Consider the following 26408-nt stretch of genomic DNA (forward strand, 5'->3'; position numbering starts at 1 on the left):
TCTGGCTTCCGAAATGCGCAGCCGGAAGGCCGCGCTCACGCCGCCAGGCCGAACGGCTCCAGACTGCCCCGGCCCGCGCGCACCAGCACCGGCTCGCCGCCCGTCAGGTCGATCACCGTGGAAGGCTCGGCCGGGCACGCGCCCGCATCGATCACGAGGTCGATCTGCTTTTCCAGCCGCTCGCGGATTTCCTCGGCGTCGTTGAGCGGCTCGGTCTCGCCCGGCAGGATCAGGGTGGAGGCGAGCAGCGGCTCGCCGAGCGCGCCGAGCAGCGCGAGCGTGATCTCGTGATCCGGCACGCGCAGCCCGATGGTCTTGCGCGACGGATGCGACAGCCTGCGCGGCACTTCCTTTGTCGCTTGGAGCACGAACACGTACGGCCCCGGCGTGACCGATTTGATCAGCCGATACTGCCGGTTGTCGACCATCGCGAAGTTGGCGAGCTCGGACAGATCGCGCACGAGCAGCGACAGCAGTTGCTTGTCGTCGATGCCGCGAATGCGGCGCAGCCGCTCGACGGCAGTCTTGTCGTCGAGATGGCAGGCGAGCGCGTAGCTCGAATCGGTCGGCAGCGCGACGATGCCGCCGTCCTTGATGATCTGCACCGCCTGATTGATCAGACGCGGCTGCGGATTATCCGGATGAATACGAAAGAATTGGGACATGGGGACGCCTTGTTGTGTCGTTCTTGCCGGTGGAGGGTTTCGCGTCGGGGTTGAGGGGGCGCGCGCGACGCTGGGCCAAAACCTTAGGTGCTAAAGATGCGGTGAGCAATGGACCGTGCGGGGGCGCCAAGCCACGCGCCGAGACGTTACAGCCAGCGCGCCCAGACGGGCGTGAGGTCCTCGGGCAGCGGCGGAAGCCGGCCCAGATCGACGCGCCCTTCCCCCGGCCCGTGAAAGTCCGAACCGCGCGACGCCTCGAAGCCGTAACGGCGCGCGACTTCAGCGTACTCGCGGTACTGGTCGGGCGTATGACTGCCGGTCACGACTTCGATGGCCTTGCCGCCCAACTGGATAAACTCGTCGAAGAGCGCGGCGAACTCGACCGGCGTGTAGTCGTAGCGGCCCGGATGCGCGATGATCGGCTCGCCGCCTGCGTCGCGAATCCACTGCATCGCATCTGAGAGCTTGGCCCAGCGATGGCCGACGAAGCCCGGCTTGCCGTCGCCGAGATAGCGCGCGAACACGTCGGAGGTCGTCTCGGCGTAGCCTTCGTCGACGAGAAAGCGCGCGAAATGCGTGCGCGAGATCATGTCGGGGTCGTCGGTATAGCGCAGCGCGCCTTCGTACGCGTTCGGAATGCCCACCGCCGCGAGCGCCTCACCGATGGCCACGCCCCGCGCGGCGCGTCCGTTGCGCGTCGAGGCAAGGCCGTTGACGAGCGCCTGATTCTCCGGATCGACGTTCATGCCGACCACATGCACCGTGCGCGACGCCCAGGTCACCGAAATCTCGACGCCCGGCAGATAGCGCATGCCGAGCGCCTCGGCCGCCTCGCGCGCCTCGCGCTGTCCGCCCAGCTGATCGTGGTCGGTCAGCGACCACATTTCGACGCCGCCAGCATGCGCGCGCGCCGCCACTTCGGCGGGCGAAAGCTGGCCGTCCGAGACGGTGGAGTGGCAATGCAGATCGGCGTTAATGGTCGGCTTCATGGAATGTCATTTTACTTGAACGGCATGGAACAACGCTTACCGCGATGACCGCCAGCGGCCAGCGCACGCCCAGCCGTCACGCGCAGAACGCCTCGATCAGCGCGGCGATGCGCTCGGGCTGGTCGTGATGAATCATGTGTCCCGCATCGCCGACAATCTCCTCGCGCCAGTCGGGGAATGCGGCGAAGCGCGTCTTGAACTCGGCGATGGGCATCGAGCCCGCGAAGCTCGCGAGCGTCGGCGAGGCTTCCGCCTCCACGTGCAGCACTTTCGCCTGCACGCGCGACCAGACGGCCATCACCTCGTCGAGGCGATACAACACAGGGCTACGCAGCTTGTGTGCCGGGTCCGCGAGCAGATGGAACGCGCCGTCCGCTTCCTGCCGGGACCAGTGCTGCGCGAGAAAACGCGCCCGCGATCGGGCGAGACGCGGATTCGTGCGGATCAGCCGGTCGGCCACTTCGTCGAGGCTCGCGTAGGGGCGCAATGGCGGCGGCGCGCGCAAATCGTCGAGCCAGCGCGTGAGCGCGCCCGGCGCCTGCGAGGGACGCGTCGCCGGCAGTCCGAAGCCTTCGAGATCGACCACGCGCCGCACGCGCGCCGGCCGCACGCCCGCGTAGAGCAGCGCGACGTTCGCGCCCATGCTGTGGCCGACCAGATCAACCTGCCCGGTCGGCGCGTAATGGTCGAGAAGCGCGTCGAGGTCGGCGAGATAGTCGGGAAAATAGTAGTGCCCGCCGCCCTTTTGCGCGACCGGCCAGTCCGACAGGCCGAAGCCGCGCGCATCGGGCGCGAGCACTTGCCAGTCGCCCGCGAGCGCGTCGACCACGAACTGGAACGACGCCGCGACGTCCATCCAGCCGTGCAGCATGAACAGCATGGGCGCGTCGGGCGAGCCCCAGCGGCGCACGTGCAGACGCACGCCGCGCGCATCGACGAACTCGGAGCGCGATTCTTTCATGGTCCGCCTTGGGGAAATTCGTGAAAAAGGATGACCGTTCAGTATAGCGCTATGCCGAAGCGTCGAGTCCCGCCAGCGCGCGAAGCTCGGCCTCGTCGAAACCGGCGTCGCGGCGCGCTTCGAGGTTGAACGGGCCGCGCAGCTTCGGCGCGTGATACTGCTCGGCGAGGCGTTCATACGTCGTGTGCGGATCGAGCGCAGCCTCGTCGCAGAGAAAGCGGAACCAGCGGTTGCCGATCAGCACGTGGCCGATCTCATCGCGCAGGATCACGTCGAGAATGGCCGCCGACGCGTGATCGCCCGCCTGCGCGAGCCGCTTGCGGATGGGCGGCGACGCGTCGAGCCCGCGCGCCTCCAGCGTGCGCGGCACGAGCGCCATGCGCGCGAGCACGTCGCCGCGCGTGCGCTCGGCCATTTCCCAGAGTCCGTCGTGCGCGGGGAAGTCGCCGTAAGCGTGCCCGAATTCGGCGAGACGCGCGCGCAGCAGCGAGAAGTGATGCGCTTCTTCGGCAGCGACCTTGAGCCAGTCGACGTAGAAATCGGCGGGCATCGAGGAGAAGCGCCACACGGCGTCGAGCGCGAGGTTGATCGCGTTGAATTCGATATGCGCGAGCGCGTGCAGCAGCACCGCGCGCCCGGCTTCCGACTGCATGCCGCGGCGCTTCAGCGACGAAGGCTCGACGAGTTCCGGCCGCGCCGGGCGTCCCGGCAGATCGGCGGGATCGTCGAGCGCGAGCGCCGGATCGACCGGCAACGCGCCGGATCGCACGCTCCCGTAAAGAGAACGAGCGCGTTCCGCCTTCGCGACCGGCTCGCGCTCGCACAGAATCGCGAGCGCCGCGCGACGCGCGCAGAACGTGTCGCACGGAAAATCGGCGGGCGGGGGAAGATTCGGCATGACAGCGGCTGATCGGAAAAGGAAGGCCCGGCGGCGAAATGCCGCAAACGGCTAAAATAATGATCCGGCAGGCAAAACATCGCGCAACTATAGCGCCGGCGCAGGCGCAGAGACGAGCAGAGACGCGCATTCTAGCGTCGCGCGGCCGGCATCCATCATCGAAGACGCAAGCCAGAGGAGACACCGTGGCGATCTACAAACTCGGCGACGACGCCCCCACCATTCACGAAAGCGTGTTTCTCGCGGATACCGCGACCATCATCGGCCGCGTCACGCTCGAAGAAAACGCGAGCGTGTGGTTCGGCGCGGCGCTGCGCGGCGATAACGAGCCGATCGTCGTCGGCCGCGGCAGCAACGTGCAGGAAGGCGCGGTGCTGCACGCCGACCCCGGCTTTCCGCTGACGATTGCGGCGAACGTCACGGTCGGCCATCAGGCGATGCTGCACGGCTGCACCGTCGGCGAAGGGTCGCTGATCGGGATTCAGGCGGTGGTCTTGAATGGCGCGGTGATCGGCCGCAACTGTCTGGTTGGCGCGGGCGCGATCGTCACCGAAGGCAAGGTTTTTCCCGACAACACGCTGATTCTCGGCGCGCCCGCGAAGGCGGTGCGCGAGATCGGCGAGGCGGACATCGCCCGCATGCGCGCGGCCACGGCGAGTTATGCCGACCGGCGCGAATACTATAAGGCGCAGCTCGTGCGCATCGGCTGAACGGCGGCGCTGCGCGAGACGCAGAGCGGCGCGTTCCGCCTCAACACCCAAGGAAGAGTTGTGAACGACCAGTTGCAGAAATTCATGTTCAACGCGGCGCCGGTGCGCGGCGAGATCGTTTCGCTGCGCAATACGTGGCAGGAAGTGCTCGCGCGGCGCGCGTATCCGACGGCCGTGCGCAACGTGCTCGGCGAGATGATGGCCGCGTGCGCCCTGCTCTCGGCGAACCTCAAGTTCGACGGCACGCTCATCATGCAGATCTACGGCGACGGTCCGGTGAAGATGCTGGTCGTGCAATGCAGCTCGGCTCTGACGCTGCGCGCGACGGCCAAGCTCGCGGAAGGCGCGGAAAGCACGCTTCGCGACGACATGCCGCTGGCGGAACTGCTCAACCGCAACGGTCACGGGCGCTGCGTCATCACGCTCGATCCGTCCGACAAGAAGCCCGGCCAGCAGCCGTATCAGGGCATCGTGCCGCTGTCCGGCGAGCACGGACCGCTCGCGTCGATGGCCGAGGTGCTGGAACAGTACATGCATCATTCGGAGCAGCTCGACACGCGCCTGTGGCTCGCCGCGAACACGGACCGCGCCGTCGGAATGTTGTTGCAGAAGCTGCCGGGCGATGGCGGCATCGTTCCGCATCCGGGCGAGCACGACTCCGATACGTGGCAGCGCGTCTGTCATCTCGGCAGCACGCTGTCGAACGAGGAACTGCTGAAGGAAGATCCCGAAACCGTGTTCCGGCGGCTCTTCTGGCAAGAGAACGTGCAGCACTTCGAGCCCGCGCCGGCGCGCTTCCAGTGCACCTGCTCGCGCGAAAAAGTCGGCGGCATGCTGAAGATGCTCGGGCGCGAAGAGGTGGACAGCGTGATCGAAGAACGCGGCAGCGTGGAGGTGCACTGCGAGTTCTGCAATCAACGCTACGAGTTCGACCCGGTCGACGTTGCGCAACTTTTTGTCGCAAAGGAGCTGTCGCAGGGCGTGAGTCCGGCATCGGATCAGCGGCACTGATCGCCTTCGATGCCTTGTCCGGCGGGCCTCTGCGCGCGCCGGACAAGCGCCGGCCGGCCCGAGCGATCGCGCGGCCAGCGGGTTTCGGAGCACGCGCCGCGCGCTATGATTGATGCTCGATTAGTTGTCCGACCGGCTGGAGGTCGCAAATGAAAACCGCATCGCTAGTGCTGAAACTTTCGTCGTGTGCCGCCGCCGCGCTGCTCGTTAGCGGCTGCATGATGGATCCGCCGGGGCCATCGCCGATCTACAGCCGTCTGCCGAGCACGCCGGCGACGGCGCAGCAGACGCTGACGCCCGAAGAGCAGATGCAGCGCTACAACGAGATCGACAAGCAGGCGCTGAACGAATCGCAGCAAGCCGCGACTGTCGGCAACAACGCGAAGATGATGTCCGGCTATTACACGCCGCCCATCAGCGTGTACGGCGGCTATTCGAGCGGCGGCTGGGGCGGACCTTACTGGGGCACGGGCGTCGGCATCGGGACGTGGTGGTAAGCCGCGTGCGCGGAACGAAAAAAATGGCGCAGTCGATCACGACTGCGCCATTTTTTTCTTTGCCTGCTGAGTGCTTCAAATCACCCGCCTGCGCCCTGCTTTTTCTTGGCTTCGGCGGCTTTATCCTTGCGCGCCTTGCGATCCAGATCGCGCAACTCCTGCTTCGAACGCGACACCGGATTCGGAACCACGCGCAACGGCGCGGCGGATACCTGCCCGCGCGTCGAGCCGTTCATGCCCGGCACGTTCGCCGAGTTGACAGGCGCGGTCGAATTGGGCGCGACGAACTGCACGAACACCTCGCTGTCCTTCACCATGCCCATTTCATAGCGCGCCCGCTCTTCCACGGCGGCGGTGCCGCTTTGCAGGTCCTGCACTTCGCCTTGCACACGTTCGTTGCGCAGCTTCAGGTTCGTGTTCTTGTCCGTCTGCTGCGCGAGTTGCTGCTGCAATTCATGCACGCGCAGCCAGCCGCCGTGTCCCCACCAGAGCGGGTACTGGATCAGCGCCAGCAACAAGACCAGAACGACAGTTACAAGCCGCATTCACGTAGCCGAAATAAGCGCCGCCCTTCGGTCTCGTTCGACACGAGGCCGGGGCGGCGGGCAGAAGATAAGATCAACGTCCTTATCGACTAAAGCGGCGAAAGCTTTAGCGAGGACTTTTAACGCAAGTTATAGAACGCCGACTTGCCGGGATAGCTTGCGATATCGCCGAGGTCTTCTTCGATACGCAGCAACTGGTTGTACTTCGAGATGCGGTCGCTGCGCGACAGCGAACCGGTCTTGATCTGGCCGGCGTTCAGACCGACCGCGATATCCGCGATGGTCGAATCTTCCGTCTCGCCCGAGCGGTGCGAGATGACCGCCGTGTAACCGGCGCGCTTGGCCATTTCGATCGCGGCGAAGGTTTCCGTCAGCGTGCCGATCTGGTTGATCTTGATGAGAATCGAGCTGGCGATGCCCCGCTCGATGCCTTCCTTCAGAATGCGCGTGTTGGTGACGAAAAGATCGTCGCCGACGAGTTGCACCTTCTTGCCGAGGCGATCGGTCAGCGTCTTCCAGCCGTCCCAGTCGCTTTCGTGCATGCCGTCTTCGATGGAGACGATCGGGAACTTGTCGGCGAGCGTCGCGAGATAGTCGCTGAATTCACCCGACGATAGTTGCAGGCCCTCGCCCGCGAGCTGGTACTTGCCGTCGTGGTAGAACTCGCTCGCCGCGCAGTCGAGCGCGAGCAGCACGTCTTCGCCCGCGCGATAGCCGGCTTTCTCGATGGCTTGCAGAATGGTCGACAGGCACTCGTCGTTGCTGCCGAAGTTCGGCGCGAAGCCGCCTTCGTCGCCGACTGCCGTGCTCATGCCGCGATCAGACAGGATCTTCTTCAGCGCATGGAACACTTCCGCGCCGCAACGCAGCGCTTCGCGGAACGTCGGCTGGCTGACCGGGACGATCATGAATTCCTGAATGTCCAGGCTGTTGTTCGCGTGCGCGCCGCCGTTGACGATGTTCATCATCGGCACCGGCAGCTGCATGGCGCCGGAGCCGCCGAAATAGCGGTACAGCGGCAAGCCGGCTTCTTCGGCGGCAGCCTTGGCGACGGCCATCGACACGGCGAGCAGCGCGTTGGCGCCGAGGCGCGACTTGTTCTCGGTGCCGTCGAGTTCGAGCAGCGTCTTGTCGAGGAAAGCCTGTTCCGAGGCGTCGAGGCCCATGATGGCTTCGGAGATCTCGGTGTTGATGTGTTCGACTGCCTTCAGCACGCCCTTGCCGCCGTAGCGGCCGGCTTCGCCGTCGCGAAGTTCGATGGCCTCGCGCGAACCCGTGGATGCGCCCGACGGCACTGCGGCCCGGCCCATCGTGCCCGATTCGAGCAACACGTCGCATTCGACGGTCGGATTGCCTCGCGAATCGAGAATCTCGCGGCCGATGATATCTACGATAGCACTCATGGTTTCCTCAAATTGACGATGAATTCTGTCAGTCACGATCGAAGCGGCCAGCCTTCTCAGCACTGGCCTCGCTTCGTTGGCCTGGCTCAGACCTTCCGGCGCGCGGCCGGTTCACTGCGGCGCTCGTTCGCCCTGTGACGCAGCCTGAACAGCCTGCGCACAGGCCTTAGTTGAAGTCGTTTTCGAGAAACGGTCCGCTCTTCACCGCACGGTCGAGCGCGATGAGCGTCGTCAGCAGCGATTCCATGCGCGCGAGCGGCACCGCGTTCGGACCATCCGACTTCGCGCATGCCGGATCGGGATGCGTCTCCATGAACAGCCCGGCGACGCCCGTGGCGACCGCCGCGCGCGCCAGCACCGGCACGAACTCGCGCTGGCCGCCCGAACTCGTGCCCTGCCCGCCCGGCAACTGCACCGAGTGCGTGGCGTCGAACACGACCGGCGCCTTGGTTTCGCGCATGATCGCGAGCGAGCGCATGTCCGACACCAGATTGTTATAGCCGAACGACACGCCGCGCTCGCACGCCATGAAGCGGTCTTCCGAGAGCCCCGCCTCGCGCGCGGCGTCGCGCGCCTTGTCGATCACGTTCTTCATGTCGTGCGGCGCGAGGAACTGGCCCTTCTTGATGTTCACAGGCTTGCCCGAACGCGCGCACGCGTGGATGAAGTCGGTCTGACGGCACAGGAACGCGGGCGTCTGCAACACGTCCACGACCGATGCGACCGCTTCGATCTCATGCTCGGCGTGAACGTCAGTGAGAACCGGCACGCCGAGTTGCTTCTTCACTTCGCCGAGAATGCGCAAGCCTTCGTCCATGCCGAGGCCGCGAAACGACTTGCCCGAACTGCGGTTCGCCTTGTCGTACGACGACTTGTAGATGAAGGGAATGCCGAGCTTCTGCGTGATTTCCTTGAGCTGGCCCGCGACGTCGATCGTCATTTGCTCGGATTCGACGACGCACGTGCCCGCGATCAGGAAGAACGGCTGGTCGAGTCCCGCTTCGAAGTGACAGAGCTTCATGCCTGTGCTCCCGCCGTTGCCGCGACCGGCGCGGCCTTCTCGCCGCCCGCCGCGATGCTGTGCGCGCGCGCCGCTTCGACGAACGCCTTGAAGAGCGGATGCCCGTCGCGCGGCGTCGAGGTGAACTCGGGGTGGAACTGCACGCCGACGAACCACGGATGCATCGACTGCGGCAACTCCATCATCTCGGGCAGGTCCTCGCTCGGCGTACGGGCGCTGATGATAAGGCCGCCCGCTTCGAGCTGGGGCACGAAACGGTTATTGACTTCATAACGGTGACGATGACGCTCGTTCACATCCGTGCCGTAGATGCGCTCGGCCATCGTGCCGGGCTTGATCGGGCACTTCTGCGAGCCGAGGCGCATGGTGCCGCCCAGGTCCGACTCTTCGCTGCGCTTTTCGATGCGGCCCGCGCGGTCGTACCACTCGGTGATGAGGGCGACGACCGGGTTCGTGGTGCCGGAATCGAACTCGGTGCTGTTCGCATCTGCGAGGCCGGCGACGTCGCGCGCGAACTCGATGACCGCGAGCTGCATGCCGAGACAGATGCCGAGATACGGCGTCTTCGACTCGCGCGCATAGCGGATCGCCTTGATCTTGCCTTCGGTGCCGCGACGTCCGAAACCGCCCGGCACGAGCACGGCGTCGAGGTGCTTCAGGCCATCGGCGCCTTCGGCTTCGATCTGCTCGGAATCGATATATTCGATGTTGACCTTGGTCGACGTATGAATGGCCGCGTGACGCAGCGCCTCGATCAGCGACTTGTACGACTCAGTGAGTTCGACGTACTTGCCGACCATGCCGATGGTCACTTCGTGCTTCGGATTCTCCAGCTTCTCGACGAGGTCCGACCACATCTTCAGGTCGGCCGGCTTCGGCGATAGCTTCAGTTCGTTGCAGACGATTTCGTCGAGGCCCTGGTCGTTGAGCATCTGCGGAATCTTGTAGATGCTGTCCACGTCCCACACCGAAATGACCGCTTCCTCATGCACGTTCGAGAACAGCGAAATCTTCTGGCGCTCGTCGTCTGGAATCGGGCGATCCGCGCGGCACAAGAGCACGTTCGGATAGATACCGATTTCGCGCAGCTTCTGCACGCTGTGCTGCGTCGGCTTCGTCTTGAGTTCGCCCGCGGTGGCGATGAACGGCACGAGCGTCAGGTGCACGAAGCAGGCGCTGTGGCGGCCCATGCGCAGGCTCATCTGACGCGCGGCTTCGAGGAACGGCAGCGATTCGATGTCGCCCACCGTGCCGCCGATCTCGACGATCGCGACATCCGGCTGGCCGCACGTGGCCGCAGCCGCGCCGCGCTCGACGAACGCCTGAATCTCGTTGGTGATATGCGGAATGACCTGCACCGTCTTGCCGAGATACTCGCCGCGGCGTTCCTTGCGGATCACCGATTCGTAAATCTGGCCCGTGGTGAAGTTGTTGGCCTTGCGCATCTTCGTGCTGATGAAGCGCTCGTAGTGGCCGAGGTCGAGGTCCGTCTCCGCGCCGTCTTCCGTCACGAACACTTCGCCGTGCTGAAACGGGGACATCGTGCCGGGGTCGACGTTGATGTAGGGATCGAGCTTGAGGAGGGTGACTTTCAGACCGCGCGATTCGAGGATCGCGGCGAGGGAGGCGGCGGCAATACCCTTGCCGAGGGAAGAAACTACGCCGCCGGTGACGAATACATATTTGGTCATCGCTAGATGCTCGCGGGAAAAACGGATTATACCGTAAAGGCCGTCCGCGACCCAGCGGCCGACGCGCCCGAATCACTCTTCCCGATCCGCTTTTCGGTGCTTTTTCGTGCTATCCACGCGCACCATTTCCCTCCACGCTCGCGCCCTTTCGAGAGCGATCAACTCATCGCGTGAAGCAGCCGCCGAATGGCGCGCGCCGTCTCGATGGGGCGCTCCATTGGAAAGAGATGGCTGCCTTCGATCCATTCGAAATGCCCGCCCGCGATGCGCCGCGTCATGCGCAGTCCGACCTGCCGCACTTCGGTGGAATGCGTGCCCGCGACGAAGCCGACCGGCACCGGCGCGCCGTGCGCGAAGCGCGCGCCGAGCGTGTGCGGCAACGTGCGATAGATCAGATATTCGACGTGCCGGTCGAACGAGAGCGTGCGCGTGCCGTCGGCGTGCGTCTGCGGAATGCCGAAGTCGATGTAGTCGGCCAGCATGCGCTCGTCCCACCGCGCGAACGCGGGCTTCGCGCGAAAATGCCGCCACGCTTCGTCGCGGCTCGCCCAGTGCGTGCGGCGCTTTTTCGTCGCGGCCGCGGGTGAAAGGCGTTCGTCGAGTCCGGTCCATTGCGTCGCGCGCAGCAGGCCGCTGCGCCATCCCGCGATGATCGGCGAATCGAGCATGACCACGCCCTTCACCCACTGCGGGCGCTTTTGCGCCGCCATCAGCGAAAGATAGCCGCCGAGCGAATGCCCGACGAGCCACACCTTCGGATGCTTGTCTTGCCGGTAGCGGCTCATGTCCTCGATCAGTTGATCCGCGAGATGCGGCCAGCCCTGCGTGACCGGGAAGCGCGGATCGTGCCCGTATCGTTCGATGCTGCGGATCTCGTAGTCGTCCGCGAGTTCGGCAAACACGGTGCGGTAAGTGGACGCCGGAAAGCCGTTCGCGTGCGAGAAATGGATGATGTCCTTCAAGCGGCTCCTCGTTCTCGTCGTATTGTTTTCAGCGCCCCATCCAGTAACGCGCGTGCGTTCGCCGGTAGCGATCGAGCACGATCTCCTCGCCCATGTCGATGCGCGCTGCGCCGTCCTCGTCGCTGCGCGTGAGCGCGATGTCGCGCAACCGGTAGCGCGCGTACACCGTGGGATTCGGATGGTGAAATCGGTTGCGATAGCCTACCTGAAATACCGCGGCGAGCGGCCCAACCGAATCGAGGAACGGCTCGGTGGATGACGTGCGGCTGCCGTGATGCGGCACGATCAGCACGTCGGCGCGCAACGCGGTGCGGTCGCGCGCGAGGAGCGTGCGTTCGACGTCGGCTTCGATATCCGCCGTGAACAGCGCGGCGCGCCCCGCTGCGTTCGTCACCTTCAGCACGCAAGCCTGATGATTGGGCGTGCCCGTGAGCGGCCCGGGGTCGGGCCATACCACGCGGAAGTCCACGCGGTCCCATATCCAGTGCTGGCCGGCGACGCAACGCAGCGTGTCGCCGCCGCGCTTTTCTGCATCGGACCAGAGCGGATGGCTTGCGGGCAGCGACGCGAGCAGTTGACGCACCGGGACCGCCTGCAGCACTGCGGGCGCGCCGCCGGCGTGATCCGAATCGGAATGGCTCACGACGAGCGCATCCAGCGAATGCACGCCCGTTGCAAGCAGATACGGCGCGACGATGCGCTCGCCCGCGTGCGTCGACTCGGGGCCGGGGCCGGCGTCGAAAAGCAGCGTGTGCCGCGCTGTCTCGACGACGAGCGCCGAGCCTTGTCCGATATCGAGCGCGGTCACGCGAAACGCCCCTTGTGCGACGCCGCTCGACGCCGGCACGACAAGCGGCAGCCACGTGAGCGGCACGGCGAAGCGCAGCGGCCAGCCGCGCGGCGCGAGCGCCCACGCCGCGCCCGCGAGCGATGCGGCCAGCGCGAACATGCCGGGCTGCGGCAAGCGCCAGAGCGACCATGCGGGGCCTGCGTCGGCTAGACGTTCGAGCGCGTCGAAGAGGATGCACAGTGCGCCGTGCGCTAGGTGAAGCATCGGTACGTCGAGCGGTGCGGGAAGGATCAGCCCGACGAGTGTCGCGGGCGTCACGACGAAGCTGATCCAGGGAATCGCGAACGCATTGGCGAGCGGGCCGACGAGCGGGATCTGCGAGAACCAGTAGGCTGTCAACGGCGCGAGCGACAGCGTGACGGCGTATTGGACGCGTGCGCTCGATGCGATGTGCTGCCGCAGCTTCATGACGGCGCGGCGGCACGCGCTTGTCAGCGAGCGCGAGGGCTTACGCGACGGCGCATCAGCGACGGCTTCGCTCGACGCGCCGTCATCCGGCAGCACCGGATCACGCGCCTCCATGCCCGCGAGCCAGTCGTCGGTGTCATCGGGCGGCGCTTTCTTGGCCCGTCTGCCGTAAGCCGCGATGGCATGCAGAATCGCCGCTACCGCGACGAACGAGAGCCAAAACCCCGGCGATGTCACCGCCCACGGGTCACCGATCAGCACGAACGCGAGCGCCCACGCGAGCACGAGCGACGCCGCCGGCCGCCGCCCGCCGACGAACGCGACGGCGAACACCGCGAGCGTCCACAAGGTGCGCTGCGCGGGCACGTTGAAGCCCGCGAGCGCGGCATAAAACGCCGCGAACGACGCCGCGCCGAGTGCCGCCACTTTCGGCGCTGCCACGACGAGCGGCGCGGGCACGCCACGCAAGCAAATGCGCTTCCATACGAAGCCGCAGATGAACGCCGCAAGCCCCGCGACGAAGCCGATATGCAGGCCGGAGATGGCGACGAGATGACTCGTGCCGGTCGCGCGCAAAACGGCCCAGTCGGCATCGCTCACGGAATCCTGCGCGCCCACTGCCAGGGCGACGACGATCCCGCGATGCGGCGCATCCGCGAGTACGGTTTCGATGCGCTGCCGGATGCGCGCGCGCCACCGGTCTATCGTGAGCCACGGTCCGATCGCATCGCCCCGAAGGCGTCGCGCAGGCCGGCTGGCGGACACGGAGCCGGTCGCGCGAATGCCGCGTTCGAGCAAACTCACTTCTCCATCGCGCAACGAGAAGTTCGCGTTGGCGTGCGCACGCTTGAGGCGCGCCGTGAGCGTCCAGCGTTGACCCGCCACGAGCGCTGGCAGCGCAGAAGGCATCGAAAGCAGCCTCACGATGCGCGGGAAATCGCGTAAGCCCGCGCCGTTCGACTCGACTTCGAAGAGAAAGCGCGTGCCTTCCGCTTGCGGCTCAGGCAGACCGCGCACGAAGCCGGTCAGTTCGATATCGCGCTGCTCGAACTCGACCGGCAAGTGCTGCTGCAAGCGCACTTCGGCGCGCACGGCGGCGTAGGCGAAGCCGATTGCAGCGGCGGCAATCGCGAAAGCCACGATACGCCGCCGCCCGCGCAGCACACAACCGACGCACGCCGCCACGCAAGCAATTGCGAAGCAAGCCGCGCAGCCGCCGACACCCGGCAACACGGCCTGTTGCTGCAACCACGCAACGCCCAACGCAAAACACAGCAACACCGCCCGCACGCCTCTGCTCTCTTCTATCGTCACGCAAAACGCATCCGCTCGGATAAAAAATCAGTGATCCGAAGCAAATGCAACCGTGAGCGATTATGAAGCCGCGAGTGCGAGCCGGGGCAGCGCGGCGTGCGCGTTAGCCGTTGTGCCTAGTGAAAGCGCGTCTTCGCCGATGCCGCGCAACTGCGCAAGCACCCTCGCGATGCCCGCGACCTGATCCGGCGTATTACGGCCCTTGTAGCGCCAGGCGGGCGCGATATCGGGCGCATCGGTTTCGAGCACGATGGCATCGAGCGGAAGATCGGCCGCGAGCCGTCTGATCTGCCGCGCCCGCTCGAACGTCAGATTGCCGCCGAACCCGAGCCGCATGCCCTGCGCGATGAACGCCTCGGCCTGCTGGAAGCTGCCGTTGAACGCATGCGCGATGCCGCAATGGATGTCGTGCACGCGCAGGCCCTTCAGCACCCTGTCCTGCGACTTGCGCACGTGGCAGATCACGGGCAACTGGAACTCGCGGGCGAGCTTCAATTGCTCGTAGTAGAAGAACTGCTGTCGCGCGTCGTCGAGCGTCGGCACGAAGTAATCCAGCCCGATCTCGCCGATGCCGACGAAGCGCGGATCATCCATGCTCGCCGCGATCTGCTCGCGCAGCACGCGAAGATCGTCCTCGGTGGCGCGCGGCGTGAATAGCGGATGGATGCCGAGCGCATACGCGCCGCCTTCGATGCGATGCGCCAACGCGCGCACCATATCGAAGTTCGACCGCTCGACGCCCGGAATGACGATGCGCGTCACCGCTGCATCGTTGGCCGCGCGGGCCACGGCGTCGCGGTCCGCGTCGAACTCGGAGGCATCGAGGTGACAGTGCGTGTCGATCCACATGGCGTCCTCCGAGGCGCGCGGCGCTTAGACCGGCACCGGCGGCTCTTCGTGCAGCACGCCGTCGCGCAGACGCATGATGCGGTCGCAGCGCGCGGCGAGATCGGGATCGTGCGTGACGATCACGAAGCTCGTCTCCAGCGTCTGCGACAGCTCCAGCATCAAGTTGAAGACCGTATCGGCGGTGCCGCCGTCGAGGTTGCCGGTCGGCTCGTCGGCGAGCACGCATGCCGGACGCGTGACGAGCGCGCGCGCTATCGCCACGCGCTGCCGCTCGCCGCCCGACAATGCGCCCGGCCGATGCTTCGCGCGATGCGCGATGCCGACGCGCTCCAGCATGCCCATCGCTTCCTTGCGCGCGGCGTCCTCGCTCATGCGGCGAATGCGCAGCGGCATCGCGACGTTATCGAGCGCGGTGAACTCGGGCAGCAGATGATGAAACTGGTACACGAAGCCGAGCGCGCGGTTGCGCAGTTCGTTGCGCTCCTTCTCTTTCAGCTCCGTGAACGGCTTGCCGAGCAGCGAGACCTTGCCCGCGCTCGGCTCGTCGAGGCCGCCGAGCACATGCAGGAGCGTGCTCTTGCCGGAACCGGACGCGCCGACGATCGCGAGCTTCTCGCCGCGATAGATTTCGAGTTGCGCGTTGTCGAGCACCTGCACGTTCGAGCCGCCCTGAACGAACGCCTTCGAAATGGCCGACGCCTGCAGCACGATATTGTTTGCCGGAATCAGGTCACTCATAGCGCAGCGCCTCCGCCGGACGAACCTTCGCGCCGCGCCAGCTCGGATAGAGCGTCGCGAGCGACGACAACAAAAACGCGATGACGCCGATCTTCATGACATCGCCCGGCACGAGCTCGGACGGCAGTTCGCTGATGAAGTACACCGAAGGCGGCAGGAACTGCACGCCGAGCAGATGCTCGATCATCGGCACGAGCCACGGAATGCTCCACGCGATCAGGCAACCGAGCGACACGCCGAGCGCCGTGCCGATGAAGCCGATGGTCACGCCCTGCACCACGAATATCTTCATGATCGAGCCGGGCTGCGCGCCGAGCGTGCGCAGGATGGCGATATCGGCCTGCTTGTCGGTGACGGTCATGACGAGCGACGACACGAGATTGAACGCCGCCACCGCGATGATCAGCGTGAGAATGATGAACATCATGCGCTTTTCGATCTGCACGGCGGAGAACCACGTCTTGTTCTGCTGCGTCCAGTCGCGGATATAAAGTTCGCCGGAGAGCGTGTGCGACAGTTGCCGCGCGACTTCGGGCGCGCGCTGCATGTCTTTCAGGCGCAGGCGCACGCCGGTCGGCGCGGGCAGGCGAAAGAGCGCCTGGGCGTCGCGGATAGAAATGAGCGCGAGCGTCGAATCGTATTCGTAATGACCGGATTCGAAGATGCCGACGACCGTGAACTGCTTGAGGCGCGGCATCATGCCCGCAGGCGTGATGGTGCCTTCGGGCGCGACGAGCGTGATCTTGTCGCCTGTCATGACGCCGAGGTTGGTCGCGAGATCGGCGCCGAGCACGATGCCGAACTCGCCGGGCACGAGGTCCGCGAGCCTGCCCGCGCGCATCTCCTTGCCGATATCCGACACTTCCGGCTCCAGCGACGGTTCCACGCCGCGCAGCGCGACGCCGCTCACCGCGCCTTGCCGCGTCAGCAGCGCCTGCGCTTCGACATAGGGCGCCGCGCCGATCACCTCGGGATTGCGCTTGGCTTCCTGCGCGGTCAGTTGCCAGTTGGGCATGGAGCCGGTCGGCGAGAAGATCTCGACGTGCGCGAGCACGGAGAGCATGCGGTCGCGCACTTCCTTCTGAAAGCCGTTCATGACCGAGAGCACGACGATCAGCGCGGCGACGCCGAGCGCGATGCCCGCCATCGACACGAGCGCGATGAAAGAGATGAAGCCGTTGCCTGTAGTGCGTTTGCTGGCGCGCGTGTAGCGCCAGCCGATCTGCCATTCGTACGGAAGTTTCAAGCGAATCCTTTCTCTGCTGTTTCTGCGCGACGGCGCTTGAGGAATGCCGCGCTAAATCGCCCGTTGATGGCGGCGCATGACAGGTCCATTCGCCGCGCGCCGCGAAATTTGCGAAAGTTTGCCACACCTCAGGTCGGCGCCGTAACAAGCGCGGGTCGTGCAGCGCTCGGCGCATCGCGCCCGCGCCGATCACGCATCGCGCTTTGCCCTACAATGCCGACCATCATGCCCGTTCCCGACCTTCACCTTCTGCTGCCGTTCGCCCTGCCCTCGGCGGCGGACGCCGCAACCGCGCTGCACGGACTGGAAAGCGCGGCGCTCGACATGCTGCTCGCCCGCGCGACGCTTGAAGAACGCGTGATCGGCGAAGACTTTCAGCGCACGCTGCCGCACGAACGCTGGATCGCGCAACGCTTTGGGCTCGCTTCGCCGAACGCGGGCCAACGTTATGCCGACGACGCCCCGCTCGCGCCCTACATGCTCCTCGCCGATGGCGGCGATCCCGGCGCCTCCGATGCCGGGGACGCCGCCCTTTGGGCCTGCATCGAGCCGGTTCATGTCCGCATCGCGCACGATCATCTCGTGTTGATCGATCCTGCCACGCTCGGCGTGCGCACCGAAGAAGCGCGCGCGCTGCTGGACACCGCGCGGCCGGTCATCGAAGACCTGGGGCTCGCCGTGCAGGCGCCCACGCCGCTGCGCTGGTACGTATCGGGCGATGCGCTCGGCTCGCTCGCGGGCGCGTCGCCGTTGCGCGCGGCGGGACGCAACATCGAAATCTGGCTGCCGCACGAAGCCCGCACCGGCGAACGCTCGCGCCCGTGGATGAAGCTGCAGAACGAAGTGCAGATGGCGTGGTTCGAGCACCCGCTGAACGTCGAGCGCGAATCGCGCGGACTGCCGCCGATCAATTCGATCTGGCTGCACGGACAAGGCGCGATGCGTCCGGTCACGCGCCCGTTCGCCGCCGTGATGTCCGATGCCGCCGCCACGCGCGGCCTCGCGCTGGCTTCGGGCGTGAAACCGTCGACGCCGCCGGAGTCGTTTGCAGCGCTTCCGAAAGACGGCGGCGAAGGCGCGACGCTCGTCGAACTGGACCCGTTCTCCGCGCCTTTCATCGAACAGGACTGGGCGCGCTGGAACGCCGCGCTGAAGACGCTCGAAGACGCGTGGTTCGCGCCGGCGCTCGATGCGCTATCGAGCGGTTCGCTCAAGCGCCTGCGTCTCACGCTATGCGGCGATACCGGCTCGGTCACGCTGTCGGTCACGCGCGGCGACTTGCGCAAGTTCTGGCGCCGCCGGCCGATCGCGGCGCTTCTCATCGAATAAGGCTCTTTCCGCATGACGCGAATCGTTACCCGCGCCTCGTCCCCCGCCGATGCCGAAGCCCTGATGCGCCACGGCCTGCATCCCGTGATCGCGCGGCTCTACGCGGCGCGCGGCGTCACGTCGCCGGACGAAGTCGAAACCGAGTTGAAGCGCCTGCACGCGCCGGTCGGCCTGAAGGGTTGCGACGCCGCCGCCGCCGTGCTCGCCGATGCGCTCGCGGCGGGCAAGCGCATGCTCGTCGTCGCGGACTACGACTGCGACGGCGCGACCGCCTGCGCGGTTGCCGTGCGCGGCCTGCGCATGTTCGGCGCGACCATCGACTATCTCGTGCCGAACCGCTTCGAATACGGCTACGGGCTCACGCCGGAAATCGTCGAACTGGCCGCGCGCTCGCCGCTCGGCGCGCCCGACTTGCTGATCACCGTCGATAACGGCATCGCGAGCGTCGAAGGCGTCGCGGCTGCCAACGCGCTCGGCATCGACGTCGTCGTGACCGATCACCACCTGCCCGGCGACGAACTGCCCGCCGCCCGCGCGATCGTCAACCCGAATCAGCCGGGCTGCGGCTTTCCGAGCAAATGCATCGCGGGCGTCGGCGTGATGTTCTACGTGCTGCTCGCGCTGCGTGCGGAGTTGCGCCGGCGCGGCGCGTACGAGCGCACGCCGGAGCCGCGTCTGGACGGCTTGCTCGATCTCGTCGCGCTCGGCACCGTGGCCGATGTCGTGAAGCTCGACGGCAACAACCGGATCCTCGTCGCGCAGGGTTTGAAGCGCATCCGCGCGGGCCGCATGCAGCCGGGCATCGCCGCGCTGTTCCGCGCGGCGGGCCGCGATGCGCGCGCCGCGTCGGGCTTCGATCTCGGCTTTGCGCTCGGGCCGCGCCTGAATGCGGCGGGACGGCTCTCGGACATGTCGCTCGGCATCGAATGCTTGACGACCGACGACATCGGCCGCGCATGGGAACTCGCGCAGCAGCTCGACGCGATGAACCGCGAGCGGCGCGAAATCGAAGCCGGCATGCAGCAGCAGGCGCTCGCCGAACTGCAATCGTTCGATGCCGGCGGACGCGCGACGCTCACGCTCTACGACGCGAGCTGGCATCAGGGCGTGATCGGCATCGTCGCGGGGCGGCTGAAGGAGCGCTTTCACCGGCCGTCGTTCACGTTCGCGCACGCCGATGACGCCGGCACGCTCTCGAAAGGCTCGGGCCGCTCGATTCCCGGCTTTCATCTGCGCGATGCCGTCGATCTCATCAGCAAGCGCGAGCCCGGTCTCATCCACAAGTTCGGCGGCCACGCGATGGCGGCGGGCCTCACGCTCGCCACCGCCGACATTCCGCGCTTCACCGACGCGTTCGAAGCGGTCGGCCGCGAATGGCTGACCGCCGACGCGCTCTCGCGGACCATCGAGACGGACGGCGAGCTGGAGGATGCGTACTTCACGCCGCAATTCATCGAACTGCTGGACGCGGCGGTCTGGGGACAGGGCTTTCCGGCGCCGACGTTTTCGGGCGAGTTCGACGTCGCGTCGCAATCGCTCGTGAAAGACAAGCACCTGAAGCTGCAATTGATGCGCGGCCGTCAGCGTTTCAACGCGATCTGGTTCAATCACGTCGATCCGCTGCCGCCGCGCGCGACCGTCGCGTACCGGCTCGTCAGCGATTCGTGGAACGGCGTGGCGCGCGTGCAGCTGATCGTCGAGCACGCGGCTTGATCGCGGTCGGTATTCGCCGCACGACATTCGCTGATCGCCGGCTGGCAACACGGTCGCGCGATCACGGATACCGGCGTTGCGGCTGCGAGTGAGCACCGAAGCGCTTGCGTGAGGCGCCTGCACGCGGACGACAAAGCGCCCCGCTTCGCGTGTAGCGGCGTGCGTCCGCGTGCGCCGCCAGCGCGGGAAAAGCGTGTCGATCGGCTATAATTTGACCTTTTTACGAAGCCGAAGATCGACAATGGAAGCAGAACGTCTCAACGCGATCGAAAGCCTTCTGGCCGACCTGCGCCGCCGCGCGGGCGAGCTACGGGGGTATCTTTGACTACGACGCCAAGTCCGCGCGTCTAGCCGAAGTCAACAAGGAACTCGAAGACCCGAACGTCTGGAACGACTCGAAGAACGCGCAGGCGCTCGGTCGTGAAAAGAAGCTGCTCGACGGCGTCGTCTCCACGCTTTCCGCCCTCGACAACGATCTGCGCGACGCCGAAGAGCTCTTCGAGATGGCGCGCGAAGAAGGCGACGAAGACACGCTCGTCGCGTGCGAATCCGACGCGGGCGCATTGAGAGCGCGCGTCGAAGACATGGAATTCCGCCGGATGTTCTCGAACCCGGCCGATCCGAACAACTGCTTCATCGACATTCAGGCGGGCGCGGGCGGCACCGAGGCGTGCGACTGGGCGTCCATGCTGCTGCGCCAGTATCTGCGCTATTGCGAGCGCAAGGGCTTCAAGACCGAAGTGCTCGAAGAATCCGAAGGCGACGTCGCCGGCATCAAGAGCGCGACGATCAAGGTCGAAGGCGAATACGCGTACGGCTATCTGCGCACCGAAACCGGCATTCACCGGCTCGTGCGCAAATCGCCGTTCGATTCGTCGGGCGGGCGGCACACGTCGTTCTCGTCGGTGTTCGTGTATCCGGAAATCGACGATTCCATCGAGATCGAGATCAATCCGGCCGATATCCGCACGGACACGTATCGCGCATCGGGCGCGGGCGGCCAGCACATCAACAAGACGGACTCCGCCGTGCGTCTTACGCACGCGCCGACGGGCATCGTCGTGCAGTGCCAGAACGACCGCTCCCAGCACCGCAACCGCGCCGAAGCCATGCAGATGCTGAAGGCGCGTCTGTACGAATTCGAAATGCGCAAGCGTCAGGCGGAGCAGGACAAGCTCGAATCCAGCAAGACGGACGTGGGCTGGGGCCATCAGATCCGCTCCTACGTGCTCGACCAGAGCCGCGTGAAGGACCTGCGCACCAACGTCGAAATGAGCAACACGCGCGCCGTGCTCGACGGCGACCTCGACGACTTCATCAGCGCGAGCCTGAAACAAGGCGTTTAAGTCTTCGAGCGGCGCGGCTTCCGGTCGCGCCGCCTTCGTTTCATCCGCCGCGCATTTGCCGCACATCCGCAGCATCACAAGCCAAGAATCATCATGACCGAACCGACTCAGACGAGCGCCGCTCCCGAACTGGAAGACAACCAGATCATCGCCGAGCGCCGCGACAAGCTGCGCTCGCTGCGTGAGCAAGGCGTCGCCTATCCGAACGACTTCCGCCCGACGCATCAGGCGGCCGCGCTGCAAAGCGACTACGCCGAGACCGACAAGGAGACGCTGGAAGCGAATCCCCTGCCCGTCGCGCTCGCGGGCCGCATGATGCTCAAGCGCGTGATGGGAAAGGCGAGCTTCGCGACGGTTCAGGACGGCAGCGGCCAGATTCAGTTCTTCGTGACGCCTGCCGACGTCGGCGCGGACGTCTACGAGGCATTCAAGAAGTGGGATCTGGGCGACATCATCGCTGCGAAAGGCGTGCTGTTTCGCACGAACAAGGGCGAACTGTCGGTGCGCTGCACGGAACTACGGCTCTTGTCGAAGGCGCTGCGTCCGCTGCCGGACAAGTTCCACGGCCTCGCCGATCAGGAAATGCGCTATCGCCAGCGTTACGTCGATCTGATCGTCACGCCGGAGTCGCGCAAGACCTTCATGGCGCGCACGAAGGCCGTCACGTCGATCCGCAACTTCATGGCGCAGGCGAACTTCATGGAAGTCGAAACGCCGATGCTGCACCCGATTCCGGGCGGCGCGGCGGCGAAGCCTTTCGTCACGCATCACAACGCGCTCGACATGCAGATGTTCCTGCGCATCGCGCCGGAGCTTTATCTCAAGCGGCTGATCGTCGGCGGCTTCGAGCGCGTGTTCGAGATCAATCGTAATTTCCGGAACGAAGGCGTGTCGCCGCGCCACAACCCGGAATTCACGATGATGGAGTTCTACGCGGCCTACACGGATTACCGCTGGCTGATGGACTTCACCGAACAACTGATCCGTCAGGCCGCCGTCGATGCGCTCGGCACCGCGACCATCACGTATCAGGGACGCGAGCTCGATTTGTCGAAGCCGTTTCATCGCCTGACCATCAATCAGGCCATTCAAAAGTACGCGCCGCAGTACACCGACGCGCAGCTGGCCGACGCCGTGTTCCTGCGCGCGGAGCTGAAGAAGTTCGGTGTCGATACGACGCAGCCCGCCTTCCTGAACGCAGGCATCGGCGCATTGCAGCTCGCGCTCTTCGAAGAGACCGCGGAATCGCAGTTGTGGGAACCAACGTATATCGTCGATTATCCGGTGGAAGTGTCGCCGCTCGCGCGGGCGTCGGATTCGGTGCCGGGCATCACGGAACGCTTCGAGTTGTTCATCACGGGCCGCGAGATTGCGAACGGCTTCTCGGAACTGAACGATCCGGAAGATCAGGCCGCGCGCTTCCAGAAGCAAGTCGATCAAAAGGACGCGGGCGACGAGGAAGCCATGTACTTCGACGCCGACTATATTCGCGCGCTTGAGTACGGCATGCCGCCGACGGGCGGCTGCGGCATCGGCATCGACCGTCTGGTGATGCTGCTGACCGACAGCCCGAGTATCCGCGATGTGATTCTGTTCCCGCATCTTCGCCGGGAGGACTGAGCGGCAGGTTGGTCCGTGTCCGGTGAAAAGCGCGTCCTTCGGGGCGCGTTTTTTTTGCCCGTCACGCCTGGCATCCAACGTGCTTCCACGAAGAAAAACGCGGTTACAACCTGAAAAAGCGCCGAGGCGGCATCTGCGCCAGAATCAACGCTATCGGCAATTCGCCTCTAACGGAGGTTAGAAATGGACAACGGGACCAACAACATCACGCCCACGCCCGGCACCGGCGAGCCGCGCCGCCTGCATCCGCTGGTCGCGACGGCTGCGGGCGCAGTCATCGTCGCGAGCCTCGCGGCAACGGCCGCCGTGACCGGAATCTTCCCGGGCGCGCACAGCAATTCCGCGCAGAATGCGCAGACGCAGACCGCTGCGGTCGCGCAGCAACAACCGGTGGTCGCGCCGGCCGCGCCGTCGGCCGCCCAGCCGGTAGTCGCGCAAACCGCGCCCGTGCCTGCACCGGCGGCGCAAACCGCGACTCAGCCGGTACAGCAAGCACCCGTACAGCAGCCGGCGCAACCATCATACGCACAGCAGCCGCCGCAACACCCCGCCTATTGTTCGACGTGCGGCACCGTCGAAGCCATCTCCGCCGTGCGTCGCGAAGGGCACGGAACGGGCATCGGCGCGGTCGGTGGCGCGGTGGCGGGCGGCGTCGTCGGGAATCAGTTCGGACGCGGCGGCGGCCGCACCGCGATGACGCTGCTCGGCGCGCTCGGCGGCGGGCTCGCGGGCAATTCGGTCGAAAAGCACCTGCGCAGCGAAACCGATTACTCGGTGCGCGTGCGGATGGAAAACGGCAAGACGCGTTATTTCACCTATCATCAGCAGCCGCCGTTCGCGCAGGGCCAGCACGTGCGCGTGCATAACGGCACACTGGTCGACGCAGGGTAACAGGCCGACCGCCTCATGCAAAAAAGGGCGACGGGTTTCGCAACCCGTCGCCCTTTTTCATCGAAAGTAATCTGCGCTAGTGATCCCGTTGCGAACTGCGCGCCGGATTCGGTCTGCCGCGCATGGCCATGTACGCCCACCAGACGTAGCCCGAGAAGCCGTACAGCACGAACAAACAAAACAGCATGACCGGCGGATCCGACGAAACGAGCACGAACGCCACCACGACCAGCAATACGCCCGCGAACGGCACCCGATAGCGCACATCGAGCGCCTTGCCGCTGTAGAACGGCGCGTTCGACACCATCGTGACGCCCGCGTAGACGGTCAGCGCGAACGCGACCCACGGCAGCCACACGAGCTTGAGCGGCACGCGATTGTCGGTCGCGAGCCACACGAAGCCGGCGATCAGCGCCGCCGCGGCCGGACTCGGCAAGCCCTGGAAATAGCGCTTGTCGACCACGCCGACGTTCGTGTTGAAGCGCGCGAGCCGCAGCGCCGCGCCCGAGCAGTACACGAACGCCGCGAGCCAGCCCCAGCGCCCGAGGTCCTTCAGCACCCATTCGTACATGACGAGCGCCGGCGCGACGCCAAAAGACACCATGTCCGACAGGCTGTCGAACTGCTCGCCGAATGCGCTCTGCGTATGCGTCATGCGCGCGACGCGCCCGTCCATGCCGTCGAGCACCATCGCGACGAAAATGGCGATGGCCGCGATTTCGAAGCGCACGTTCATCGCCTGCACCACGGCAAAGAAGCCGCAGAAGAGCGCGGCCGTGGTGAACGCATTCGGCAGCAGATAGATGCCGCGCTTCCTCAGGAATTGCTGCCGCTTCGCGCGCCGCGTTTCCACGGCGCCGACGTCCTGCACCGCCTTGTTGCGACGGAACGCGCGCGGCGGCGCCCCGTTCATGCGGTTCCGGCGCGGTTTGAATGCCGCCATCGACGCCTCCGCGTTATTCCGCGAACTCGGCGAGAATCGTCGACGAGGCGGACACCTTCTCGCCGATCGCCACGCGCGGCCGGCTGCCGACCGGCAGATACACGTCGACGCGCGAACCGAAGCGGATGAAGCCGTAGCGTTGACCGCGCGTGAGCGGCTCGCCCGCGTGGACGTAGCAGAGAATGCGCCGCGCGATCAGCCCGGCGATCTGCACGGACGTCACCGTATGGCCGGTCGCGGTCTGCAGCACGATGGCGTTGCGCTCGTTCTCGGTCGATGCCTTGTCGACGGCCGCGTTCAGATACGCACCCGGGAAGTACTGCACCTTGGTGATCGCGCCATCGACCGGCGAACGCTGCGAGTGCACGTTGAACACGTTCATGAACACGCTGATCTTCAGCGCCTCGCGGCCCGCATACGGATCATGCGCGGTTTCCACCGCGACGATGCGCCCGTCCGCCGGACACAGCACGGCATTGGCCTGCGTGGGAATGGGGCGCGGCGGATCGCGGAAGAACTGGACGACGAAAATCACGATCAGCCAGAAGATCCAGGCGAAGCCGAAGCCGCCGACCGCCTGCACGAGAATGGCAATGACGGCCGCGATGGCGATGAACGGCCAGCCTTCGCGGGCAATGATCGGATGGGGATAGTTCATGAACGAGGTCTGTGTTTTCAAAACCCGTAGGATAGCAAAAGCCGCCCTCGGCACAGCGGCTTCGGGCGGCTTTCGTGACAGCAAGAACCGTGACGCGCGAAAAACTTAGTTCTTCGACTGGTCGACGAGCTTGTTCTTCGCGATCCACGGCATCATCGCGCGCAGCTTCTCGCCGACTTGCTCGATCTGATGCTCGGCCGTCAGGCGGCGGCGCGATTGCAGCGTCGGCGCGCCGGCGCGGTTCTCGATGATGAAGCTCTTCGCGTATTCGCCGGTCTGGATGTCCTTCAGCACGGCCTTCATCGCCTTCTTCGTCTCTTCCGTGACGATGCGCGGACCCGTCACGTACTCGCCGTACTCGGCGTTGTTCGAGATCGAGTAGTTCATGTTGGCGATGCCGCCTTCATAGATCAGGTCGACGATCAGCTTCAGTTCGTGCAGGCACTCGAAGTACGCCATTTCCGGCGCGTAGCCCGCTTCCACCAGCGTTTCGAAGCCGGCCTTGATCAGGTCGACCGTGCCGCCGCACAGGACTGCTTGTTCGCCGAAGAGGTCGGTTTCGGTCTCTTCACGGAAGTTCGTTTCGATGATGCCCGCGCGGCCGCCGCCGTTGGCCACCGCGTACGAGAGCGCCACGTCGCGCGCCGAGCCGGTCTTGTCCTGCGCGACCGCGATCAGGTGCGGCACTCCGCCGCCTTGCGTGTACGTGTTGCGCACCGTATGGCCCGGCGCTTTCGGCGCGATCATGATGACGTCGAGATCGGCGCGCGGAATCACCTGGCCGTAGTGCACGTTGAAGCCGTGCGCGAACGCGAGCGCCGCGCCGTTCTTGATGTTCGCGTGGACTTCCTTCGCGTACACCTCGGCGATCTGCTCGTCGGGCAGCAACATCATCACGACGTCGGCGCCCTTCACCGCTTCGGCCACTTCCTTGACCGGCAGACCGGCGTTCTCGGCCTTGCTCCACGAAGCGCCGCCCTTACGCAGACCGACCGTCACGTTCACGCCGCTTTCCTTCAGGTTCAGCGCGTGCGCATGGCCTTGCGAGCCATAACCGATGATGGTGACTTGCTTGCCCTTGATGAGGGAGAGGTCGGCGTCTTTGTCGTAGAAAACTTTCATGGTGGTTCCTTGAGTCCTGGGTCTGTCT

General features: G+C 65.7%; 24 protein-coding genes. 8 read left to right on the forward strand and 16 right to left on the reverse strand.

Annotated elements, in window-relative coordinates; genetic code table 11:
- Positions 1–35: 35 nt before the first annotated feature.
- From NCR35_RS10275 to NCR35_RS10290, 4 genes are all read right to left on the reverse strand, one after another.
- Positions 36–665: an L-threonylcarbamoyladenylate synthase gene (locus NCR35_RS10275; protein ID WP_244846791.1), complete on the reverse strand. Its 630-nt coding sequence runs from the start codon at positions 663–665 to the stop codon at positions 36–38.
- A gap of 146 nt (positions 666–811) precedes the next feature.
- Complete coding sequence (locus NCR35_RS10280; protein ID WP_250534702.1) at positions 812–1642, reverse strand: 3',5'-nucleoside bisphosphate phosphatase; 831 nt, start codon at positions 1640–1642, stop codon at positions 812–814.
- Positions 1643–1730: 88 nt separating this feature from the next.
- Complete coding sequence (locus NCR35_RS10285) at positions 1731–2615, reverse strand: alpha/beta fold hydrolase (protein ID WP_250534279.1); 885 nt, start codon at positions 2613–2615, stop codon at positions 1731–1733.
- A gap of 49 nt (positions 2616–2664) precedes the next feature.
- Positions 2665–3513, reverse strand: coding sequence for a ferritin-like domain-containing protein (locus NCR35_RS10290; protein WP_250534280.1), 849 nt, complete (start codon positions 3511–3513; stop codon positions 2665–2667).
- 185 nt (positions 3514–3698) lie between these two features.
- On the opposite strand from NCR35_RS10290, the gene NCR35_RS10295 reads away from it, so the two are divergent.
- The 3 genes from NCR35_RS10295 (at position 3699) to NCR35_RS10305 (ending at position 5731) form a co-directional block, all read left to right on the forward strand.
- Positions 3699–4223, forward strand: a complete 525-nt coding sequence (locus tag NCR35_RS10295; protein ID WP_244846794.1) for a gamma carbonic anhydrase family protein — start codon at positions 3699–3701, stop codon at positions 4221–4223.
- A gap of 60 nt (positions 4224–4283) precedes the next feature.
- Positions 4284–5234 carry an Hsp33 family molecular chaperone HslO gene (hslO, locus tag NCR35_RS10300; RefSeq protein ID WP_244846795.1) on the forward strand — a complete coding sequence of 317 codons (951 nt, stop codon included), beginning with the start codon at positions 4284–4286 and terminating at the stop codon, positions 5232–5234.
- A gap of 149 nt (positions 5235–5383) precedes the next feature.
- The gene (locus NCR35_RS10305) at positions 5384–5731 is read left to right on the forward strand and encodes a hypothetical protein (protein ID WP_250534281.1); all 348 of its coding nucleotides are present in this window, start codon (positions 5384–5386) and stop codon (positions 5729–5731) included.
- A gap of 80 nt (positions 5732–5811) precedes the next feature.
- Here NCR35_RS10305 and ftsB read toward each other — a convergent pair whose 3' ends face one another.
- The 9 genes from ftsB to NCR35_RS10350 all read right to left on the reverse strand — a co-directional run bounded on the left by ftsB (position 5812) and on the right by NCR35_RS10350 (position 16758).
- Positions 5812–6276 (reverse strand): cell division protein FtsB, encoded by a 465-nt coding sequence (ftsB, locus tag NCR35_RS10310; protein ID WP_175944209.1) that lies wholly within the window; start codon positions 6274–6276, stop codon positions 5812–5814.
- A gap of 119 nt (positions 6277–6395) precedes the next feature.
- A complete protein-coding gene (gene eno, locus NCR35_RS10315) occupies positions 6396–7679 on the reverse strand; it encodes a phosphopyruvate hydratase (protein ID WP_250534282.1) in 1284 nt (427 codons plus the stop codon).
- Between the two features lie 166 nt (positions 7680–7845).
- On the reverse strand, positions 7846–8700 hold the full coding sequence (gene kdsA, locus NCR35_RS10320) for a 3-deoxy-8-phosphooctulonate synthase (protein ID WP_250534283.1): 855 nt from the start codon (positions 8698–8700) through the stop codon (positions 7846–7848).
- A complete protein-coding gene (gene pyrG / locus NCR35_RS10325) occupies positions 8697–10391 on the reverse strand; it encodes a CTP synthase (RefSeq protein WP_250534284.1) in 1695 nt (564 codons plus the stop codon). The genes kdsA and pyrG overlap by 4 nt, the downstream gene beginning before the upstream one ends.
- Positions 10392–10549: 158 nt before the next feature.
- The gene (locus NCR35_RS10330; protein WP_250534285.1) at positions 10550–11353 is read right to left on the reverse strand and encodes an alpha/beta fold hydrolase; all 804 of its coding nucleotides are present in this window, start codon (positions 11351–11353) and stop codon (positions 10550–10552) included.
- Between the two features lie 28 nt (positions 11354–11381).
- Entirely contained in the window at positions 11382–13901 is a 2520-nt protein-coding gene (locus NCR35_RS10335; protein WP_250534703.1) for a ComEC/Rec2 family competence protein, read from the reverse strand.
- Between the two features lie 84 nt (positions 13902–13985).
- Positions 13986–14774: a TatD family hydrolase gene (locus NCR35_RS10340; RefSeq protein WP_250534286.1), complete on the reverse strand. Its 789-nt coding sequence runs from the start codon at positions 14772–14774 to the stop codon at positions 13986–13988.
- 24 nt (positions 14775–14798) lie between these two features.
- Complete coding sequence (gene lolD, locus NCR35_RS10345; RefSeq protein WP_250534287.1) at positions 14799–15512, reverse strand: lipoprotein-releasing ABC transporter ATP-binding protein LolD; 714 nt, start codon at positions 15510–15512, stop codon at positions 14799–14801.
- Entirely contained in the window at positions 15505–16758 is a 1254-nt protein-coding gene (locus NCR35_RS10350; protein WP_250534288.1) for a lipoprotein-releasing ABC transporter permease subunit, read from the reverse strand. The genes lolD and NCR35_RS10350 overlap by 8 nt, the downstream gene beginning before the upstream one ends.
- 213 nt (positions 16759–16971) lie before the next feature.
- Here NCR35_RS10350 and NCR35_RS10355 point away from each other — a divergent pair, with 213 nt between their 5' ends.
- From NCR35_RS10355 to NCR35_RS10375, 5 genes are all read left to right on the forward strand, one after another.
- Positions 16972–18087, forward strand: a complete 1116-nt coding sequence (locus NCR35_RS10355; RefSeq protein WP_250534289.1) for a regulator — start codon at positions 16972–16974, stop codon at positions 18085–18087.
- 12 nt (positions 18088–18099) lie between these two features.
- Positions 18100–19800 (forward strand): single-stranded-DNA-specific exonuclease RecJ, encoded by a 1701-nt coding sequence (gene recJ / locus NCR35_RS10360; RefSeq protein ID WP_250534290.1) that lies wholly within the window; start codon positions 18100–18102, stop codon positions 19798–19800.
- Positions 19801–20041: 241 nt separating this feature from the next.
- Positions 20042–21146, forward strand: a protein-coding gene (gene prfB, locus NCR35_RS10365) for a peptide chain release factor 2 (protein ID WP_250534291.1) whose coding sequence is annotated in 2 segments (ribosomal slippage) — positions 20042–20122 and positions 20124–21146 — 1104 coding nt in all. Because the reading frame shifts where the segments join, the coding sequence is not laid out codon by codon here.
- Between the two features lie 93 nt (positions 21147–21239).
- Positions 21240–22766, forward strand: a complete 1527-nt coding sequence (gene lysS, locus NCR35_RS10370) for a lysine--tRNA ligase (RefSeq protein WP_250534292.1) — start codon at positions 21240–21242, stop codon at positions 22764–22766.
- A gap of 183 nt (positions 22767–22949) precedes the next feature.
- A complete protein-coding gene (locus NCR35_RS10375; protein WP_250534293.1) occupies positions 22950–23657 on the forward strand; it encodes a glycine zipper 2TM domain-containing protein in 708 nt (235 codons plus the stop codon).
- A gap of 76 nt (positions 23658–23733) precedes the next feature.
- On the opposite strand, the gene pssA is transcribed toward NCR35_RS10375, so the two are convergent.
- From pssA to ilvC, 3 genes are all read right to left on the reverse strand, one after another.
- Positions 23734–24600 (reverse strand): CDP-diacylglycerol--serine O-phosphatidyltransferase, encoded by an 867-nt coding sequence (gene pssA / locus NCR35_RS10380; RefSeq protein WP_175944235.1) that lies wholly within the window; start codon positions 24598–24600, stop codon positions 23734–23736.
- Positions 24601–24613: 13 nt separating this feature from the next.
- On the reverse strand, positions 24614–25258 hold the full coding sequence (locus tag NCR35_RS10385) for a phosphatidylserine decarboxylase (RefSeq protein WP_244846813.1): 645 nt from the start codon (positions 25256–25258) through the stop codon (positions 24614–24616).
- A gap of 105 nt (positions 25259–25363) precedes the next feature.
- The gene (ilvC, locus tag NCR35_RS10390; RefSeq protein WP_175944239.1) at positions 25364–26380 is read right to left on the reverse strand and encodes a ketol-acid reductoisomerase; all 1017 of its coding nucleotides are present in this window, start codon (positions 26378–26380) and stop codon (positions 25364–25366) included.
- Between the last annotated feature and the right edge of the window lie 28 nt (positions 26381–26408).

This window comes from Caballeronia sp. AZ10_KS36, from assembly GCF_023631105.1.
Lineage (GTDB): Bacteria > Pseudomonadota > Gammaproteobacteria > Burkholderiales > Burkholderiaceae > Caballeronia.